Raw genomic sequence first — 17,182 nt, 5'->3', positions numbered from 1 at the left:
CTGCCCGCACCGCTCACGCCGGCCGCTCCGGCCTCCTGTCGCCCGCCGCGACCGCACGCACTCCGGAGTGACCGGCGGGGGTGCGACAGCACCGACAGGGCTCAATGCCCGGGCAAACCGGTGCCGTTGGTCTCCGGCCCTGCTAGGATCCTCGTAATTCGATGTTTCACGAAACACGAACACCGGGAGCGGCGAACAAGCCCATGCAACGAAAAGGAACCTGATGACCAGTCCTCCCTCCCTGCGCGCCTTCGTCCTGAAACACCTCCTGGACGACCACGCCCGCGTGCCCGCGGTCCTCGGCCGTGACTCCACCGACGTACTCACCCCCGACCGCACCCTGCGCGACGCCGCCCTCGCCCTCCTGGTGCTGCCCGGGCCGGGCGACGAGGTCCTCGTGGCCCGGCTCTTCGCGGCACTCCGGGAGTTCACCGATCCGGAGCAGCCCGGCTTCCGCGAGCTGCTGGACGTCACCGGAGCACCCCACCCGGTCGGCGACGTCCGCACCCCCTCGGTGCAGGCACTGGCCGCCTGGGCCTTGCATCGGGCGGGCACCCTGCTGAACGACGCCGCGCTCACCGCCGAGGCCCGGGAGCACCTGCTCCGCCTGACCCGGGCGGTCCTCGCGCACAGGTGGCCCGCCCGGCTCGACCGCTCCTGGTCCACCGTCCTCGACGGAGCGAGCCCTCTGGAGGAGACCGCGGTCCTGATCCTGGCCGCCGACGCCGTGGCCGAGGACGGCTCGGCCTTCCTCCACGAGGCCGCGGACCACCTGGAGCGGTACGTCCACGGCGACGCCGTCTGGGCCTGCCTCACCCCGCGGGGTGAACCGGACACGCTCCACGGCCACCGCACCCGGGCGAGCGCCCTGGCCGCCCTCGCCTGGACCGCGCTCCACAAACGAGGCCGCAGCGGCGCGGCCGACCGGGCACGGCGGGTGCTGCTGCACGTCCACGCCCACCACGGCCACACCGGTGCCCACGGCTACTGGGACCGCAGCGACGCCCACTCCGTGGTCCGTGTCGACCCGATCGCCGCCCTGCACGGCCGCCCCGATTCGCCGTTCCCGTCGAAGCTCGTCGCCGACCATGCCCTGCTCGCCCTGGCCGCCCGCGGCGCCGCCCCACTCGGCACCGGCGACGCCGACACCGACGTACGCCTCAAGGCGCTCGCCGAGGAGGCCACGGCCGAACTGGAGCGGTACGGCGACCCCTTCGCCGGAGGGGTTTTCCACGGGCAGGGCAGCTGGTTCTCCACCCCCGTCGACCCGACCGTCCCGCTCGCCCGGCATGTCATGGTGCCGCCGCGCAGCACCGGCTCGTTCGCCGTCGGCAACACCACCTACGTTCCCTTCCACGGCAAGCACGCCCAGACCCAGTTGCTGGCCCTGGCCGCCCTCGGCGACGGGGTGCCCACGACGCGGAGCGCGCCGGCCCTGGTCGAGCGGCCCGAGCCGGAGCCGTTCGACAACGACCTCGGCCACGTCACCACCGCGCCCCTGTCCGAGGACCGGATCGATGTCGCCCAGTACCTGCGCTGGCTCCGGTCCACCGCCTCTGGTCTCGGGTACGGTCTCACCCCCTACCGTTCACCGCTGAGCCTGCGCTCCGACCGCACCGCGCAGACCTTCTCCGTGCTGCACGTGGTCTCCGATCTGATGGCCCTGGGCGAGCCCGTGCCGAACGTGCCGGGCGTGCTCACCGGCGTCTTCGCCACCCAGAACCCCGACGGCGGCTTCGGCGAACAGCCCTCCCTGCCTTCCGAGACGTTCACCACGTACTGCGCGGTCCTGACGGCCGTCGTCCTCGGCGGCGGCGACCACCCCGCCTTCGACCGCGAGCGCTGCGTGGCGTTCCTGCGGTCCTGCCAACGCCCGGAGGGCGGGTTCGGAAACGCGCCCGGCTACCCGTGCGACGCCTGGCACTCCCACCTCGCCACGCTCACCCTGGTCGCCCTCGGTGCCCGCCCCGAGCGGGAGGACGATCTGGTGGCGTACCTCCTCGACTGCCAGAACCCGGACGGGGGTTACGGCAACCAGCCCGGTACGCCGTCGGACACGTTCGCCACCTTCCGCGTGGTCGGCGCCCTGATCGCGCTCGGCCTGCGCCCGCCGCACGCGGAGAAGACCGTCTCGTGGCTGCGCGGTCTGCAGACGGAGGCGGGCGGCTTCCGCTACCGGGAAGGCGGCGCGGAGAGCTTCGTGGGGTCGTACCACGCCATCGCGGCGCTCTACATGCTCGGCGCCCTGCCCGCCGACACCGAAACCTGCAAGCAGTGGATCGCGATCCGGCAGAGCGCCGACGGCGGCTTCTCCCGCGCACCCGGCGGCCCTTCGGAGACCACCGACGAAGGGTTCATCGCGATCCAGGCCCTCCACATGCTCGAAGGGAAACTCAACCGCTCCTGGGCGGTGATGATGACATGACCAGTACCTCACCCCTCTCCGCGATCCCGACCGCGACAGACCCGAAGACCGCCGCGCCCTCGGCGCGAACCGTGTCCCTGCTGGCGTTCGCCACGATGTTCGTCATCGGAACGGACACCTTCCTCGTCGCGCCCCTGCTGCCGACCCTGACCCGCACCTTCGACGTCTCCTCCGACATCTCCGGCTGGATGGTCAGTGCCTACGCCCTTGGCTACGCGGTCTTCGCCCTGATCGCCGGGCCGCTGTCGGACGGGCGCGACCGTCGCCGGGTGCTGCTGACCGGGCTGGTGGGATTCATCGTGATGACGACCCTGTGCGGATTCGCGCAGGACTTCTGGACGATGATCCTATTCCGGTTCCTCGCCGGCGTGAGCGCCGCGTTCGTCTCCCCGCAGATCTGGGCCTCCATCCCCGTCCTGGTCAAGCCCCAGGAGATCGTGCGCACCATGGGCTTCGCCACGGCGGGCCTGTCGATCGCGCAGTTCGCCGGCATCCCCCTCGGCAGCTGGCTCGCCGCCGACTCCTGGCACCTGCCCTTCTGGACCATCGGCGCGGTCTCCGTGCTGCTGTGGTTGCTGCTCGCCCGCTACTTCCCGTCGGTACCGGGCCGCCCCGGGGCCGCCACCGGGGCGCGGGCCGTCCTCGGCACCTACCGCACGGTACTCGGCGCAGGACGCCTGCGCTGGTTTCTCCTCGGCTACCTGGTCTTCCAGACCGGCAACTTCGAGGCCATCTCGTTCTTCGGGTCATGGTTCACCAAGGACTTCGGCCTCAGCGTCGGGTCCGTGGGTACGGCCATGATGGCGGTCGGCGCGGGCAACGTGATCGGCTCGCTGTTCGGCAGCAGGCTCGTCCAGCGCCTCGGCCTGTACCGCTCGCTGCTGACGGCCGTACTGGTCATGGCCGTCCTGTACTGCCTGGTCCCGCTGTCCCCGAACCTCCCCACCGCGCTGGTGCTGCTGGCGCTCGTCATGATGGTCGGCGGATTCCTCTTCCCCGTCTTCATGAGCGTCCTTCAGCAGCAGACCGAGACCGCCCGCGGCACGGTCTCCTCGCTGGCGAACTCCGCCATGTACGTAGGCACCACCGTCGGCGGCGCCGTCGGCGGCGTCCTGCTCGGCAAGGTCGACGGCTTCTGGGGCGTGGCCGCGTTCACCGTCGCCGCGTACCTGGTCTCGCTCGCGGTGTACGCCGCCGCCGGCGCCTTCCGCAAGCAGGAGGCCGGCGCATGAACACGGCCGTGCTCTTCGACCGGTACGGGGCACCGGACGCGCTGTACGCCACCGACGTGCCCATCCCCGCCCCAGGACCCGGCGAGGTCGTGGTCCGCTACACCGCGATCGGGGTCAACCCGATCGACTGGAAGATACTGAACGGCGGTCTGCGGGCGCACATCCCCATGGAGCTGCCCGGCGGCTGCCTGGGCGTCGAGGCCGCCGGAGTGGTCGTCGACGTCGGCGGGGGCGTACGCCGGTTCCGGGTCGGCGATCCCGTGATCCGGCACGGACGGCCCGGCACCTACCGGGAGTACGAGGCCGTCCCCGCGTCCCAGGCGGCCGACGAACTCACGCCCCAGCCGGGCCGGTTCTCGGCCGAGCAGGCCGCTGTCCTGCCCGTGGCCGCGGGCACCGCCTACTCCGCTCTCCGCCAGGTCGAACTGCGTGCCGGTGAACGCCTGCTGGTGCATGGCGCGTCCGGCGGAGTGGGCCTCGCCACCGTCCAACTGGCCATGCTGATGGGCGCCGCCGAGGTGGTCGGCACGGCCTCGGCCCACCACCACGATCTGCTGCGACGGCTCGGGGTCACCCCGGTCGAGTACGGCGACGGTCTCCTCGAACGGCTGGAGGAACTCGGCCCGTTCGGCGCGTCCGTCGACTGCGCGGGCGGCTCCCAGCCGACCGAGGTCGCGGTACGCCTGGTGAGCATCCCGGGGCGCCGGGTCACGGTCGCGGACCTCCAGGCCCAGGCTCGGGGTGTCCCCCTCCTGGACCATGTCCCCCTGGAGCTGGCGTCCACGCTGGACCTGATCGGTCACAGCCCGTTCGAACTGCCGATCGCCGCCCGCTTTCCGCTGGCGAAGGCCGGCGAGGCGCTCGAACTCGGTATGCGGGGCGGAGTCGGCGGAAAGATCGTGCTCCTCCCGGGACAGTGACCAAGCGGACGCGGGCCGGCGGGACGACCGCCGGCCCGCGTCCGCCTCTCCACCCCCTCCCCACGCCCACGGATCGCTCCTTGACCTACCGTTATAACGCCGACATCGATGCCGTCGCACCCTTCGACGCCTTCGACCCGACCGACCCGGAAGCGACCCGCCAGGCTGCGCCGATTCGGCGCCCGGCTCGCGGGCGGCGACGAGACTCTGCCGGCGGTGCTCGACTTCCATGGCGGCGGCTTGGCGTCCGGGGTGATATCCGGACGACGACCCCAGCTGCCTCGACGTCGTGCGCCGGGTCGACGCCGCGGTCGTCTCTCTGGGCCACCGCCTCGCGACGCCGGCCGCATCGCCGTCCACGGAACCGGCGCCGACGGTGGCCTGGCCGCGGCCGTGGCGCTGCCGGCCCGAGACCGGGGCGGTCCCGTTTTCGCCTTCCAGTACCTTGGATTGCCCGAACTGCCCGTACCAGCCGATCGCCTGGACACGCCGAGCATGCTCCATGTGTTCCCTGGGGCTCTACCAGCTGGCCTTCTGATCCCAAGGGCGCAGCTCACCCCTCGCGGGACCGAGAAGCCCGCCACGGTGCTGCGCCGGGCACTGCACGGCCGACCCGGCGCGCAGCGGGGCTCGTGCCGCAGTGGAAGACAGGGGCGGACCGCACCGGCCCATCGGCTGTACGCTCCCCGGAAACCCAAGGTTCTATAATCGTAGAACGTTGAATCAGGCAGGCCGGAGCCTCGCGTCGGGCAGAGACCGGCGCCGGCGCAAACGTCAACCAGGAGGTCACGCATGCGCAGCCAGCTCTACCACCCCGATCGGCGCGAGATCTCCCTGGACAAGGTGCTGCACGCGCTGAGTGACCCGATCCGCCGGGACATCGCACGCGTCATGCACACGGAGGGCTCCCGCACCTGCGGCCAACTCGACTACCCGATCGCCAAGTCGACGCTCTCGCACCACCTGAAGGTCCTGCGCGAATCCGGCGTCATGCACACCGAGGTCCGGGGAACCACCCGGATCGTCACCCTGCGGCGCGACGACCTCGACGCACGCTTCCCCGGCCTGCTCGACGCCGTGCAGGTCACAAGGCCCGCACCGGACGAGGAACCGGCCGCCGTGGTGGGGGCGCTCACTTGACCTGACACCGGTGTCAAACCGTAACGTCTCGCTCATCCGTCCTGCGCCGCGGGAGAAGCCGGATGGCGCCACGCCACGGCTCATGCCCCCGCGCAGGCGGTTGACCACAGAGGGTGGCGCCGGACCCCGCTCAGGGCCCGGATCGGGACGGCTCCCCGGGCTCGACGAAGCCTGCCCCGCCCTCTCGAAGCGCGTGAAGGGATCACCGATGACCTCGACCGTACCGCGACGCGTTGCCCACAAGGCCGGCATCGACCTTCCCGTGGTCGGACTCGGCACGTGGCGTACCTTCAGCCATCCGGATCCGGACCGGCTCGCGGGGGTGTTACGGGCCGCCCGCGAGGCCGGCGCCGAACTCGTCGACACCGCTCCGGTCTACTCGGACGCAGAACCCCGTCTCGCGGCTCTGCTCCACGGCGACCGCACCTTCTTCGTCGCGACCAAGATCTGGGACACCGACCCCGAGGCCGTCGAGGCGGTGTTCAGAAGTCAGCTCGCCGCCTACGGGCGCCCCTCGATCGATCTGCTGCAGGTCCATAATCTCAACGGCTGGCGCGGCAACCTTGAGTGGCTCGACCGGCAGAAGACGGCCGGACGCGTCCGGTTCACCGGTGTCACCTACCAGTTCGACCACGCCTTCGGCATCGGCGGCAGCCGCGCGGATCTCATCCGCGTGATCGACGACAACCTGGTCGACTTCGTGCAGATCAATCTGAACGCGGCCGAGACGTCGCTGGCCGAGGACGTCCTCCCGGCGGCCGCCGAGTCCGGGATCGGCGTGGTGGTGATGCGCCCGTTCGGCGAGGGCGAGCTGCTCGCCTCCCCTCCGCCCGCCGAGTGGCTGCGCGAACTCGGTTGCTCCACATGGCCCGATGCGCTGCTGCGCTGGGTGCTGACGTATCCTCAGGTCACGTCGGTGCTCACGGCGACGTCCCGGCCGCAGCACTTCCGCGCCAACGCAGCCGCGGCGCGCTCGGGCCCGCTCGGACCTGATGAGGCGGCCGAAGTCACCAAGTACGCGCGGTCGGTCCTGGGCGCGGGGGCGAGGCTGTGAACCGGGCCCCTCGATCGGTATCCAAGTACACTGCGGAAAGTCGGCATTCACTGTCCACATCGGCGTGTCATGGTGAACGGAGCGGCAAGTTGGACGTTCGGGACGGTGGTGAGAGCTTTACTGGCCGGCTCAATTACCTCTTCTCGGTGGCGGGCGGTCCCGACCACGAGAACAGGTGGCGTAATTTCGGCACCGGCGAGGTCGCGGACATGATCAGCCGGTCCGAAGGCAGGTACGCCGTCAAACTGTCCCGCAGCTACCTCGGCATGCTCCGCTCCGGAAGGTACACGAACCCGTCCATCGCCGTGGTCGTCGCGCTCGTGCGGTTCTTCAACGACCACCTGCCCGAAGGGCATCCTGAGATCAGCGTCGACTGGCTCACCTCCGGCTCTTCCGGATCGAAGAATTCCACCGCCGACGGCGGGGAAGCCCTCTCACCACTCGCGGACCAGCAGGTCCGGCACATCGCCATGCGCGCGGGAAGGATGACGCCCGAATTGCGGAATCAACTCATCGCAATCCTCGACATGATGGACGGAAACACGTGACGGCCATTCGGTTACGGAATATCCACTCCTGCCGAAAATTCGTCCGCTCGCTGCGACTGGATCCCTACGCGACCGCCTACGAACTGTGTGACCAGATCAGTTCGATGCGGGCCAGGCCGATACGCGTCGTGGAATCGCGGCTGCCGATCCCAGGCCCGATGGGGGTCTGGGTCTGCCGGGCGCACGACGATGTCGTGGTCGTCCAGGAGTTGGCCACCGGCGGCCACCGCGACCACATCGTGCTGCACGAACTCGCCCACATACTGTGCGAGCACGAAGGCGAGACGTTTCCCGAGTACGAACCCGTACTCCCCGCGCTCGACCGGGAACGGGACGGCGGTGCGGTCCTGCGCCTCCGCTCGGCCTACGACTCGGAGGCGGAACGCGAGGCCGAACTGCTCGCCGCCGCCTTCGCCGAGCAGATGACCGACGACCGCACCGAGCCGGGCATCGCGTGGGACGTGCACCGGTACTTCGCCGGGGACTGATCCGACATGGCCACCACGCAGTACATCCTGTCCGGCTTCCTGTGTGTCGCCCTGCTGGCGAAGATGGCCGAGGTGCGTCTGAAGCAGAGACGCGACCCACAGGCGACGATGCTGATCGTGGCGCTGGGCAGTTTCACCATCGCCGCCCTGGTCGGCATCCCCGTCGCCCGGCAGCACATTCCGTTCGAGAGCGTGCCCGGTGTCGCGTCCATCACGATGGACACCGGCGTGTCCGTGAGCCTGGCGCTCCTCACCGCCTATCTCTGGACTCCCCTGGAGCCCTACAGCACGGTTCCCTGGTGGCGGGGACGGCTGTTCCTGTCCGCGTGGGCGGTCAGTGTGCTCCTCGCGGCCCTCATGGCGGCGACACCGCCCTGCCTGCGCACCAATCCGCTGCAGAACGAGTACACCGGCGACTGGCGGATCGTCGGCATCTATGTGCTGGGGAACCTGTTCTTCCTCCACTGCTCCACAGCCTCGGTGATCGCCTGTGTCCGCATCACCCGGATCGTACGCGGCCACGTCACCATCGCCGTGGCCGTGGGCGCGATCGGAATGGCCGCGTACGCGGTCACCTGTGTCAACCGCCTGGTCCTGGTGCTCACCCAACTGATCGTGGGAAACGGCTGGTTCGCCTGGTACGGCGTGCTCAACTTCCTGTTCACCGAAGCCGCTGTCCTGGCCAGTGTGCTCGGTCTGCACTTCACGGCTCTCTGGCGATTCGCGGCGGCATGCCGTCGGCGGTACGACGATCTGCGCGCCTTTCTCCTTCTGGGGCCGGTGTGGCGGCGGCTCACCGCGATGTACCCGGACGTGGTGCTTCCCGGGGAACACGGTCTGCACGGGCTGGGGGACCGCCTGGACGTCTCCTACCGGAAATACCGGCGGGAGATCGAGTGCCAGGACGCGTTGCTGTTGTTGACGGGCGGCTGTCCCCCCGATGAGCGGCGAACGGCCGCTCGTGATGCCGGATTGAACGACGACCAGGTGCGGCTGCTGCACTCCCTGTCGTCCATGAGCCGCACGACGGTCTGAGGCACGAGAAGGAGCTGCGATGCGCATCGGGGAACTGTCGGAACGGTCGGGAGCGAGCGCGCGCTCCATCCGGTACTACGAGTCCGTGGGCCTGCTGTCGTCCCGGCGCGCGAGCAACGGGTACCGCGAGTTCGACGCCGGCGCACTGGAGCAGATCGCCAAGATAAAGCTGCTGCTGCAGGTCGGGCTGGACATGACCGACATCGTCACGGTCCTCCCTTGCGTGAACACGCCGACCATCGCGCACTGCACCAAGGCCCAGCAGCGCTTCGACGAGCAGATCGAGCGCATCGAGCGCCAGCAGGAAGTGCTGACGCGTGCCAAGTCGCTCCTGCTCGAACTGCGTACGGAAGGTACCGCCGCCGCGCCTCTGCCGCCCGCAGGTTCGATCCGCGCGGTCAGCGCGAACGTGACAGCCGGAATCCGCTGACTACCGAAGCGGGTGGGCCGCGGTCGGTGGGGGCGTGGGTACTCAGGCAGTGCTGTCTGCTCGGGCTGGGCTGCTCTCCATGATCTCTCGTGCTGCCCGCAGTCTGTACGGGTGGTCGTCCAGCAGTCTGGTGGTGATCAGGATCGCTTGGATGTGCCTTTGTCTTTCAGATGTTGCTGAACGGCGTCCATGTCGGCGTTTGTGGCCAGTAGCCGTCTGCATTCATCGATCTGATTGCCGATCTGTTGTGCGCGTCCAGGGGTCAGTCCTTGAACGCTGGCAAGGAGTCCTTCCGCAGTGTGGCTTGCCATGTCCGGGATTCTCTCAGTGACTTATCGCCGTTTGATGGGCGGCAGTGTTTTGTCAGTTGGCGGCCGTGTGGATGCAGGGGCAGCGGCGGGACCGGTATTGGCTTCTGCCACGTGGTTGCCGGGCGCGAGCGTCCGGCAACCACGACCGTGGCCACCGTGGAAGGGGGGCGGTTCAGGACACCACGGGAGCGGCGTCCGTGACCTCGCTCAGGACACCACGGGAGCGGCGTCCGTGACCTCGCTCAGCCGGACCGTGCACAGCCCGCGGGGCTCGCTCTTTACCTCCGTCACCTTGAGCTGGGTACCCGGCGTAAGGATGTATTCTTCCTCGCCGGTGAAGGCGGAGAAGCTCTTGATCCCGACCGCCCGGGCCGGCGTCACCTCGAAGAGGGTCCGCTTGCCGCGACTGCCCAAGAACGCCCTGGCGACCTTCAGCTCGGAGGTACACGAGGAGACGCCCCACCAGGTCACCGTCCGGCCCACCGGGTACTGCGCCCGAAGGTCCAGCGACACCCCGCGCCACAACGGCTGCGTGTAGGCCGGCAGCTCCGAGACCGCCGAGAACAGCAGCCGCAGGTACGGCAGGTAGGGCGTGACCCTGGTGCGGTCGGGGGAGCGCAGAACGCTGTTGATCTCGCGGTAGAAGGCTGACTCACAGGTGTAGAGGTGGAGCGCGGCGATCGCGTCGGCGGACAGGCCGCCGCCAGCCGCCTGGTCCGCACGCTGCTTGCCGAAGTCGCGGGAGCGCTGGATGTGCCCGGCCAGCCCGGACAGTGCCGCGGAGACCGGGGCGACGGCGTCCTGGAAGTCCATCAGCGGGGTGTCGAAGACACCGGTGATCGTGGGCAGGACCAGGCCCTCGTCCTTGACGCTGGTGAGGCGCTCCAGGTACAGCTGGTGCAGGTTCATGGTCGACTCGATGAAAGCGCCCATGCGCGCCGAGACACCCCCGTCCGCACCGCCCACGCCGGCCGCCGGCTCGTTCCACCCCTTGCTCGGCAGCCAGTCGATGCGGTCGGCGCCCAGCGAGGCCAGGGCGCCGTTGACCTGGGCGAAGTGGTCGCCCTCGCAGAAGATGTCGCCCTGCGCCGCCGGGTTCGCGTGGTCGAGGTGCCGGACCTCGACGTCCGGGTACTTCTGCTGGAGCCGCAGGACGACCCGCTTCAGACTCCGGGCGTGCGCCCCCCACCACGCGAACACGACCCCGCGGTCCTCCTCGGTCGCGTCCTGCTTGGCCTTGAGGATCTCCTCGACGATCCGCTCGGCGACCGGCCGCCAGAACGCCGTGTGCTGGTCGGCACCCATCGCCCCGTCGCCGCTCGCGGTCAGCGACGCGTTCAGCAGGAGCACGCCCTGCGTCAGCATCGCCTGGAACCACTCCGGCGGCTGGACCGTGTCCCGCTCCTTCAGCAGCGTCCGCACGTCGGCGATCGGGGTCTTCTTGGCGATGCCGTACTTCCACATCGCCGCCGCCTTGATGAGGCACCGGATACTGACGACCCGGCCGAACTGGCTGTCCTTCCAGTCGCTGAAGGTGTTGTCGAACATGGCTATGCCGGTGGCGCTCTCCGGCCGCGGGTACGGGTTCTGACCGAAGACCACGACCTTCCACTTGTGCGGCGGGTTCGGCTTGAGCGCCTGGAACGTCAGCTCGCGGACCGGGACCACCTCGTGGCTGCGGTCCTTCCCGATGAACCGTGCGGCGTCCGGCTGCGCCTCGATGACCGGCTTCAGCAGCGGGAGCCAGGCCTCCCCGCCGCCGTCGAAGAGCTCGGTCAGGGCGAGGGGGTCGTTCGGATCGGGCTGGTGCTGCAGCGGCTGGCCCGGAGCCGGGACGCCGGTCGTCGATCCGGTCATGGCGGAGGCGCTTTCGCTCGTGGTGGCAGAGGGAGAGGATGGGGCGGCGGAGGGAGCGGGAGCGGGGGTTTCGGGCGCCGGCGCGGGGGCGACGGGCGTGACGGCCGCCGGCGGCACGATGCGCACCCGCTGGTCGACGGGCACGTTCTCGATCCCGTGGAGCTGGGAGATGATCGTGGACCGCAGCTCGTCGTCGTCCTCGAACCAGTGGTCGTGGAAGAGCGTGTAGCCGGTCCACATCAGATTGGCGCACACCCGGGCCGGCACCTGGCCGGTCTGCGCTCCCATCCCGACCAGCGCCACGGACCGGATACTGCCCGGCTTCTTCCGGTTCTGCCGGTGGACGGCCTGGAAAGCGGCCGCGCACGCCAGCGCCACGTTCAGCGTGGCGCTCACGTTCTGCGAGGACCGCACCATCGTCGGCGTCGATATCAGGTACCGGGGGACGGTTGCGCCGGACGGGACGCAGACCGCGCTGCCCACCGGCATGGGTCCGGCGAACCGGTCGCGGATCGCCCGCTGGACGCGCACCTGGATGCCGGACCCCAGGTACCGCTTGATGACGGCGTCGACCCCGCCGTCCATCCGGCCCCGGGAGTTCGTGGGGGTGACCCAGGCGTCGACGTCCTCGTCGAGGATCGAGCCCTTGTGGATCTCGATGCCGGGGGTGTCGGCGAACGCGGCGCGCCACGCCTCCACCACACGCTCGTTGACGTCCGTCAGTACCACCCTGAGCGCGGGCAGCACACTGCTCTCGGTCATCGTCCACTCCTGTCGTGCAACAGCGGTTCCAAGACCTCGAACGTATCTCCCACCACTGACAACGCGGCCCCGACGAGGGGCCGGTGACCTGCCGTCATGCCCCGGTGAGCCCGCACCGTCCGGTGTCCGGTGGCGGTTAGGTGCGGGCGTGGTGGTGGGCGCCTTGCCAGCTGTCGTTCCCCGGATGCAGGTGAAGCCGACGCCAGGCCCTGGGCAGGCGAGGCGATCGGCTTCACGCGGGGCAGGAGTCGTGAAGTGTCTTCCTCAGCTGGCTGTGTCACTTCATTGGGGAGTCATTTCGCGGTGCTTGCGGGAGTCACCTCGCGTGGTTCAGCAAGATCAATATCAGTGAGTTTTGATGTCACTGGCCCGCCCCGGACGGGGAAGGGATACGTGTTCGTCGCCAGCGAAGGTGGTCGTGGGCGACGGCGGTTGCTGCCATGGTGTGCCGATGAACACGACACCGGACGGACGGCCTATCCCACCCGCGCATGCTGACGAGCGCGCCATGCTGGAGGCATGGCTGGACTTTCACCGTGCAACTCTTGCCCTGAAGTGTTCGGGCCTCAAGGATGATCAATTACGGCTTGCTGCAGTGTCACCCTCGTCGATGACGCTGCTCGGTCTCGTTCAGCACGTGGCTGAGGTGGAACGCAACTGGTTCCAGCGTGTATTCGCAGGTCAGGATGTGCCCCCGGTCTTCGGGGAGAGCAACGTCGACGGCTATGCGCTCCGGCCGGACCGGGGGCTCGACGAGGCGACGGCTGCCTGGCAGTCCGAGGTCGCCCGAGGCCGTGAGCTGATCGCTGACGCGTCGCTGGACGATTCCGGCCGCCTGTCCGAACAGGAAGCGGGTTTCGTCGGCGATCAGGGGGTCTCCCTGCGCTGGATCATGGTGCACATGATCGAGGAATACGCACGTCACAACGGTCATGCTGATCTCATTCGCGAGCAGATCGACGGAGTCACCGGCGCATGAGGCGTGCTTGCGCGGTCGTAAGTACCGCGCAAGCACCCGGCTCCGGATCTCAGCCGGCGGCGGTCTGCTCGGCCAGGGCCTTGGTGTGGGCGAGGCGGTAGGACTCGGTGCCGGTCTGGATGATGGCGCCGTTGAAGGTGAGCCGGTCGACGATGGCCGCGCAGAGCCGCGGGTCGGTGAACGTCTTCGTCCACCCGGAAAACGACTCGTTGGAGGCGATGGCGACGCTGTTCTTCTCCTCGCGTTCGGTCAGCACCTGGAACAGAAGCTCGGCGCCCCGGCGGTCGAGTTCCATGTAGCCGAGTTCATCGATGCATAAAAGATCGACACGGCCGTAGCGGGCGATCGTCTTGGACAGCTGCTTCTCGTCGGCGGCCTCGACCAGCTCGTTGACGAGTTTGGTCGCGAGCACGTAGCGGACGCGGAAGCCCTGCATGGCGGCCTCGGTGCCCAGGGCTATCAGCAGGTGGGACTTGCCGGTGCCGGAGTCGCCGATCAGGCAGAGCGGTTCGCTCTTGTTGACCCACTCGCAGGACGCGAGCGTGTTGACGGTGGCGGGGTCGACGTTGGGGTTGGCATCGAAGTCGAAGGCCCGCAGGCTCTTCTCGCGGGGGAAGGCCGCAGCCCGGATGCGTCGTTCGGACCTGCGTCGGGCCCGGTCGTCGCACTCGGCCATCAGCAGCTCGGCCAGGAAGGCCCGATACGACATCTGGTCGCGGGCCGCGCCGTCGGCATGGTCCTTGAACTGCTGGCGGATGGTGGGCAGCCGCAGGATACGGCATGCCTCAGTGGCACCCTGGCCGTCTTCGGCTTCCTGGGCCTCTCGCTCTCACGTGATGCGGCGGAGCCAGTCCTCCACCCGCTCGCCCACCTCGCCGACCGTGGTGACGTCGCCATGCCCCGGGCACACCACCGTCTCGGGGGGCAGGGAGACGAGGCGCTCGCGGATCGACTGGATCATCGCCTGGAAGTCGGAGTCCTCCGGCCCGATGGCTCCAGGGCCGCGCGAGAGCAGCATGTCCCCGGTGAAGACGCTGTGCAGCGCCGGATCGTACAGACTTACGGATCCCGGCGTGTGTCCCGGGGTGTGACGCACCGTCAGAACAGTTCCGGCGACATCGATCACCCGGCCGTCGACGAGTTCCTCGTCGGGGACACGGCTGGGAAAGCTGCGGCGCCACAGCTCCAGGTCGTCCGGGTGCAGCATGATCGGAGCCCCGGTGCGGTCGGACAGAGCCACCGCTGCGTCGACGTGTCCGCTGTGTGCGTGGGTGCACGCGATCGCCACCACGCGGCGGTCGCCGAGTGCCGTGGCGATGACGTCCGGCTCGTGTGCGGCGTCGACCACCAGCGCCTGCTCGTCGTCACCGACGATCCACACGTTGTTCTCCATCGGCGTGGTGTCGGCGTCCGGCCCGGCCACGACGCCGGTCGTCACCACGCACTCGACCCGGGCCGTCACGACATCACCGCCGGGAGTGCTCGGCCGCGGGCAGTCACCCGCGTTCTGGGGTCCTTTGTCTGCCGTTCCATGGAACAGCCCCTTTCCGGATGAGGCCCTCTACCCCCAGTGGACCCCGCCGGGCATGCGGCAGCAACCGGCAGGTCATCCCTCACTGGGGCGTACACGCTGACCTGCAGGAACTCATGGCCACTCCGCGACACGGCGGGATCGATGCCGGCCCTGCCCAGTGGCCGAGGCGACGGGTATGGGTTTGACTGGATCTGTTGGTGATCACGCCGACGGACGGCCTGACGACGACTGGGGCAGGGTCGGATGGAGTACGACGCATTCCTGGCGAAGGCAGCCGAGCGGGCGGGCGTCTCCCTCGACGTTGCGGAGACCCTCACACGCGCCACCTTTGAGGTGCTCGCCGACCGGATCAGCGGCGGAGAGGCCCAGGACCTCGCGGAGCCGCTGCCGGAACCGCTGAAGAGCTGGCTGCGCACGGACGAGGAGATCGCGAAGGGCTACGGGGCCGACTCGTTCGTCCGGCGTGTGGCCGACCGCGCGGACGTGCCCCGCGAACTCGCGGAGGCCGGGATCCGCGCGGTCCTGGCCACCCTGAGGGAAGCGGTCGGCGACCAGGAGTTCCGCGACGCGACCGCCCAACTGCCCAGGGAGTACGACGTTCTGCTCTCCAAACCCGCGGGCCCGGCCGGCGCCAGGTAGCGACCGTTTCGCGAGCCGCGTCGTTGCCGCGATCGGTTGTCAGCGACTGTCGACAGCAAGGCTTTTCCATCATCGGCCTGAGCTGGTCAGACGCAGAGTGAGGACGGCCTGGACACGGCATTGATCCGGGTGGACGAGCACCGGAACTTGCGGAGGAGTCGCCAGGACTTCAGGGCGGCCATGGCCTCCTCGACGAGTGCACGGATCTTCGCATGGGACCGGTCCACCTGCTGACCGGGCTCTAACCGCGCAGTGGCCGTCGGCGAGGCCGACGGACCGCGCGCCGGGCTGGCGGCGCTCGCGACGCTGAACGACTCACCGCCCCCGCCCCACCGCCGTGGCGGCGTACCTGCACGAGCGCGACGGCGATCTGGCGACGGCGGCACGGCTGTACGCCGAGGCGGCCCAAAAGGCACCCGACCTCGCCGAGCCCGACCACCTGACGCTCCAGGCCGCCCGGCTCAACGCCCGCCGGTGTCGATGACAGGTCGCGCGCGGTTGTCCCGCCACACGGGTCACCTTCACCGGGCACTCGTGCGGGCCGTCTGTTGAGGCATCATGCCACCCAGGCTGATCCACGAAGAGCCACTGAAGGGTGAACCATGCGGACCCGTCACCGGTCGACCGGGGTCCGGCCGGCCATCCCCCTCATACCGTCTGTCAGACGATGCGGATGTTCTCCGCCTGGGGGCCCTTCTGGCCCTGAGTGACGTCAAACTCGACGTGCTGGCCCTCCTGCAGTTCCCGATAGCCCTGACCAGTGATGTTGGAGTAATGGGCGAAGACGTCCGGGCCACCGCCCTCCTGCGCGATGAAGCCGAAACCCTTCTCCGCGTTGAACCACTTCACCGTGCCCTTAGCCATGCCTGTTCTCCTTCGAGGGGGTTTGGGCCCGCAAGGTACCGCGGGTCCTGAAGTGATCGCCTTGGTCCGGAGAGGTTGCACAGCAAGGCGCCCGCGGGCACAGTGACCGCGGGCGAACGACTTCGGAACCACGACTGCTCTGCGAACAACGCTAGGCCCTTCGAGGAGGCCTCGCCAGGCGGCAACGCCGCCCCCGGACGATGGAGGCATCGAAGACCCAAGGCATGCCGGTCACGACGGTTTTCCGTCAACACCCCGACGGCCTGGGCCGAGGGCAGAGCAATGTTCACGATGGTGGTGTCCAGGACCACCGTCAACCGGGCCAGTCCCAGGATGGCCAGGATGCGGCCCCGATGTGGCGCGGCCGTGCTGTTGGGTTCGAGGGCCGCAGTGGTTGCGGCACTCATGGCGGACTCTTCAGTGAAAATGGAAGAAGCCGGCAGGGGCGGGCGAGCCCGTCGTCGCGCAGCTCGCCCCGCGGACTCAGGAGCGGCGGGCGATCCAGGTGGTGCGGGTGGTGCGCACGCTCAGGTCATCACGGTGCGCGACGCTGTGCGGCCGCGCCTTGTCCAGCAGGGCGTCCGGGTCGTCGGCGTCCAGGACGTCGATGGCGTGGAAGCGGAGCTTTGCCAGAAAACCGTGGGCGTAGGCGTTCAGAGACGGTCCCGCCTGAGGGGCATCGAGGCGGATCGCGGTGGGACGCCGCTCTACGAGGGTGAAGCCGGCGCCCCTGAGGTGGTCGGTCCCGTCCTGCCGCTCGATCAACGCGTTCGCCCCTGTGCACGTGCCCTGGGGTTCCGCCTCCATCACCTGCAGCACCTCCCTCGGGGCGACGCTCCGCACCAGGGTCAGGGTGTACCCGGTCTCCAGCGCGTAGCTGAACAACGGAGAGGAACGCCGTTCACCCACAGAGCGGCGTCGCGGCGTCGCCCGCCGGTTCCTCCAAGAGGCGGAGCAGGAAGAG

The 17,182-nt window shown here is 69.3% G+C and carries 17 protein-coding genes and 2 pseudogenes; 12 read left to right on the top strand and 7 right to left on the bottom strand.

Going from position 1 to position 17,182, the window contains the following annotated elements:
• Positions 1 to 223 precede the first annotated feature (223 nt).
• From ABZ876_RS12640 to ABZ876_RS12600, 9 genes are all read left to right on the top strand, one after another.
• A complete protein-coding gene (locus ABZ876_RS12640) occupies positions 224 to 2,425 on the top strand; it encodes a prenyltransferase/squalene oxidase repeat-containing protein (RefSeq protein WP_361778529.1) in 2,202 nt (733 codons plus the stop codon).
• Entirely contained in the window at positions 2,422 to 3,657 is a 1,236-nt protein-coding gene (locus tag ABZ876_RS12635; protein ID WP_361778526.1) for an MFS transporter, read from the top strand. Before ABZ876_RS12640 ends, ABZ876_RS12635 begins: the two co-directional genes overlap by 4 nt.
• Positions 3,654 to 4,577 carry an NADP-dependent oxidoreductase gene (locus ABZ876_RS12630; protein WP_361778523.1) on the top strand — a complete coding sequence of 308 codons (924 nt, stop codon included), beginning with the start codon at positions 3,654 to 3,656 and terminating at the stop codon, positions 4,575 to 4,577. The genes ABZ876_RS12635 and ABZ876_RS12630 overlap by 4 nt, the downstream gene beginning before the upstream one ends.
• A 792-nt stretch (positions 4,578 to 5,369) precedes the next feature.
• A complete protein-coding gene (locus ABZ876_RS12625; protein ID WP_361778520.1) occupies positions 5,370 to 5,717 on the top strand; it encodes a helix-turn-helix transcriptional regulator in 348 nt (115 codons plus the stop codon).
• A 208-nt stretch (positions 5,718 to 5,925) separates the two neighbouring features.
• On the top strand, positions 5,926 to 6,771 hold the full coding sequence (locus ABZ876_RS12620; protein WP_361778517.1) for an aldo/keto reductase: 846 nt from the start codon (positions 5,926 to 5,928) through the stop codon (positions 6,769 to 6,771).
• An 89-nt stretch (positions 6,772 to 6,860) separates the two neighbouring features.
• Positions 6,861 to 7,319 (top strand): hypothetical protein, encoded by a 459-nt coding sequence (locus ABZ876_RS12615; RefSeq protein ID WP_361778515.1) that lies wholly within the window; start codon positions 6,861 to 6,863, stop codon positions 7,317 to 7,319.
• 158 nt (positions 7,320 to 7,477) lie between these two features.
• Complete coding sequence (locus tag ABZ876_RS12610; RefSeq protein ID WP_361778512.1) at positions 7,478 to 7,807, top strand: hypothetical protein; 330 nt, start codon at positions 7,478 to 7,480, stop codon at positions 7,805 to 7,807.
• 6 nt (positions 7,808 to 7,813) lie between these two features.
• Positions 7,814 to 8,842, top strand: a complete 1,029-nt coding sequence (locus tag ABZ876_RS12605) for an MAB_1171c family putative transporter (RefSeq protein WP_361778509.1) — start codon at positions 7,814 to 7,816, stop codon at positions 8,840 to 8,842.
• Between the two features lie 19 nt (positions 8,843 to 8,861).
• Positions 8,862 to 9,272, top strand: a complete 411-nt coding sequence (locus ABZ876_RS12600) for a MerR family transcriptional regulator (protein WP_361778506.1) — start codon at positions 8,862 to 8,864, stop codon at positions 9,270 to 9,272.
• A 137-nt stretch (positions 9,273 to 9,409) separates the two neighbouring features.
• On the opposite strand, the gene ABZ876_RS12595 is transcribed toward ABZ876_RS12600, so the two are convergent.
• On the bottom strand, positions 9,410 to 9,583 hold the full coding sequence (locus tag ABZ876_RS12595) for a hypothetical protein (RefSeq protein WP_361778503.1): 174 nt from the start codon (positions 9,581 to 9,583) through the stop codon (positions 9,410 to 9,412).
• 207 nt (positions 9,584 to 9,790) lie between these two features.
• A complete protein-coding gene (locus ABZ876_RS12590) occupies positions 9,791 to 12,202 on the bottom strand; it encodes an ADP-ribosyltransferase domain-containing protein (protein ID WP_361778500.1) in 2,412 nt (803 codons plus the stop codon).
• 451 nt (positions 12,203 to 12,653) lie between these two features.
• On the opposite strand from ABZ876_RS12590, the gene ABZ876_RS12585 reads away from it, so the two are divergent.
• Complete coding sequence (locus ABZ876_RS12585) at positions 12,654 to 13,181, top strand: DinB family protein (protein WP_361778497.1); 528 nt, start codon at positions 12,654 to 12,656, stop codon at positions 13,179 to 13,181.
• Positions 13,182 to 13,230: 49 nt separating this feature from the next.
• Here ABZ876_RS12585 and istB read toward each other — a convergent pair whose 3' ends face one another.
• Together istB and ABZ876_RS12575 are read right to left on the bottom strand one after the other, a co-directional pair.
• Positions 13,231 to 13,956 carry an IS21-like element helper ATPase IstB gene (gene istB / locus ABZ876_RS12580; protein ID WP_361779034.1) on the bottom strand — a complete coding sequence of 242 codons (726 nt, stop codon included), beginning with the start codon at positions 13,954 to 13,956 and terminating at the stop codon, positions 13,231 to 13,233.
• A 54-nt stretch (positions 13,957 to 14,010) separates the two neighbouring features.
• Entirely contained in the window at positions 14,011 to 14,643 is a 633-nt protein-coding gene (locus ABZ876_RS12575) for an MBL fold metallo-hydrolase (protein ID WP_361778494.1), read from the bottom strand.
• 315 nt (positions 14,644 to 14,958) lie between these two features.
• On the opposite strand from ABZ876_RS12575, the gene ABZ876_RS12570 reads away from it, so the two are divergent.
• On the top strand, positions 14,959 to 15,354 hold the full coding sequence (locus ABZ876_RS12570) for a DUF2267 domain-containing protein (RefSeq protein ID WP_361778491.1): 396 nt from the start codon (positions 14,959 to 14,961) through the stop codon (positions 15,352 to 15,354).
• Between the two features lie 69 nt (positions 15,355 to 15,423).
• Here ABZ876_RS12570 and ABZ876_RS12565 read toward each other — a convergent pair.
• A pseudogene (locus tag ABZ876_RS12565) lies at positions 15,424 to 15,590 on the bottom strand (IS5/IS1182 family transposase); the annotation flags it as partial.
• Between the two features lie 7 nt (positions 15,591 to 15,597).
• Between ABZ876_RS12565 and ABZ876_RS12560 the strand changes: the two are divergent.
• A pseudogene (locus tag ABZ876_RS12560) lies at positions 15,598 to 15,838 on the top strand (RNA polymerase subunit sigma-24); the annotation flags it as partial.
• 176 nt (positions 15,839 to 16,014) lie between these two features.
• Here ABZ876_RS12560 and ABZ876_RS12555 read toward each other — a convergent pair.
• Positions 16,015 to 16,218: a cold-shock protein gene (locus ABZ876_RS12555; RefSeq protein ID WP_030830595.1), complete on the bottom strand. Its 204-nt coding sequence runs from the start codon at positions 16,216 to 16,218 to the stop codon at positions 16,015 to 16,017.
• 483 nt (positions 16,219 to 16,701) lie between these two features.
• Positions 16,702 to 17,103 (bottom strand): DUF6461 domain-containing protein, encoded by a 402-nt coding sequence (locus tag ABZ876_RS12550; protein WP_361778488.1) that lies wholly within the window; start codon positions 17,101 to 17,103, stop codon positions 16,702 to 16,704.
• Positions 17,104 to 17,182: the final 79 nt, after the last annotated feature.

This window comes from Streptomyces sp. NPDC046931 (assembly GCF_040644655.1).
Classification (GTDB): Bacteria; Actinomycetota; Actinomycetes; order Streptomycetales; family Streptomycetaceae; genus Streptomyces.
This window is presented reverse-complemented; position numbering and strand designations above follow the sequence as displayed.

Excerpts from the sequence above, each read along its gene's own strand:
- ABZ876_RS12600 (WP_361778506.1), top strand. The coding sequence starts at position 8,862 with ATGCGCATCGGGGAACTGTCGGAACGGTCGGGAGCGAGCGCGCGCTCC.
- ABZ876_RS12620 (WP_361778517.1), top strand. The coding sequence starts at position 5,926 with ATGACCTCGACCGTACCGCGACGCGTTGCCCACAAGGCCGGCATCGAC.
- ABZ876_RS12585 (WP_361778497.1), top strand. The coding sequence starts at position 12,654 with ATGAACACGACACCGGACGGACGGCCTATCCCACCCGCGCATGCTGAC.
- ABZ876_RS12625 (WP_361778520.1), top strand. The coding sequence starts at position 5,370 with ATGCGCAGCCAGCTCTACCACCCCGATCGGCGCGAGATCTCCCTGGAC.
- ABZ876_RS12610 (WP_361778512.1), top strand. The coding sequence starts at position 7,478 with ATGGGGGTCTGGGTCTGCCGGGCGCACGACGATGTCGTGGTCGTCCAG.
- ABZ876_RS12605 (WP_361778509.1), top strand. The coding sequence starts at position 7,814 with ATGGCCACCACGCAGTACATCCTGTCCGGCTTCCTGTGTGTCGCCCTG.
- ABZ876_RS12630 (WP_361778523.1), top strand. The coding sequence starts at position 3,654 with ATGAACACGGCCGTGCTCTTCGACCGGTACGGGGCACCGGACGCGCTG.
- ABZ876_RS12590 (WP_361778500.1), bottom strand. The coding sequence starts at position 12,202 with ATGACCGAGAGCAGTGTGCTGCCCGCGCTCAGGGTGGTACTGACGGAC.
- ABZ876_RS12640 (WP_361778529.1), top strand. The coding sequence starts at position 224 with ATGACCAGTCCTCCCTCCCTGCGCGCCTTCGTCCTGAAACACCTCCTG.
- ABZ876_RS12555 (WP_030830595.1), bottom strand. The coding sequence starts at position 16,218 with ATGGCTAAGGGCACGGTGAAGTGGTTCAACGCGGAGAAGGGTTTCGGC.
- ABZ876_RS12635 (WP_361778526.1), top strand. The coding sequence starts at position 2,422 with ATGACCAGTACCTCACCCCTCTCCGCGATCCCGACCGCGACAGACCCG.
- ABZ876_RS12595 (WP_361778503.1), bottom strand. The coding sequence starts at position 9,583 with ATGGCAAGCCACACTGCGGAAGGACTCCTTGCCAGCGTTCAAGGACTG.
- ABZ876_RS12570 (WP_361778491.1), top strand. The coding sequence starts at position 14,959 with ATGGAGTACGACGCATTCCTGGCGAAGGCAGCCGAGCGGGCGGGCGTC.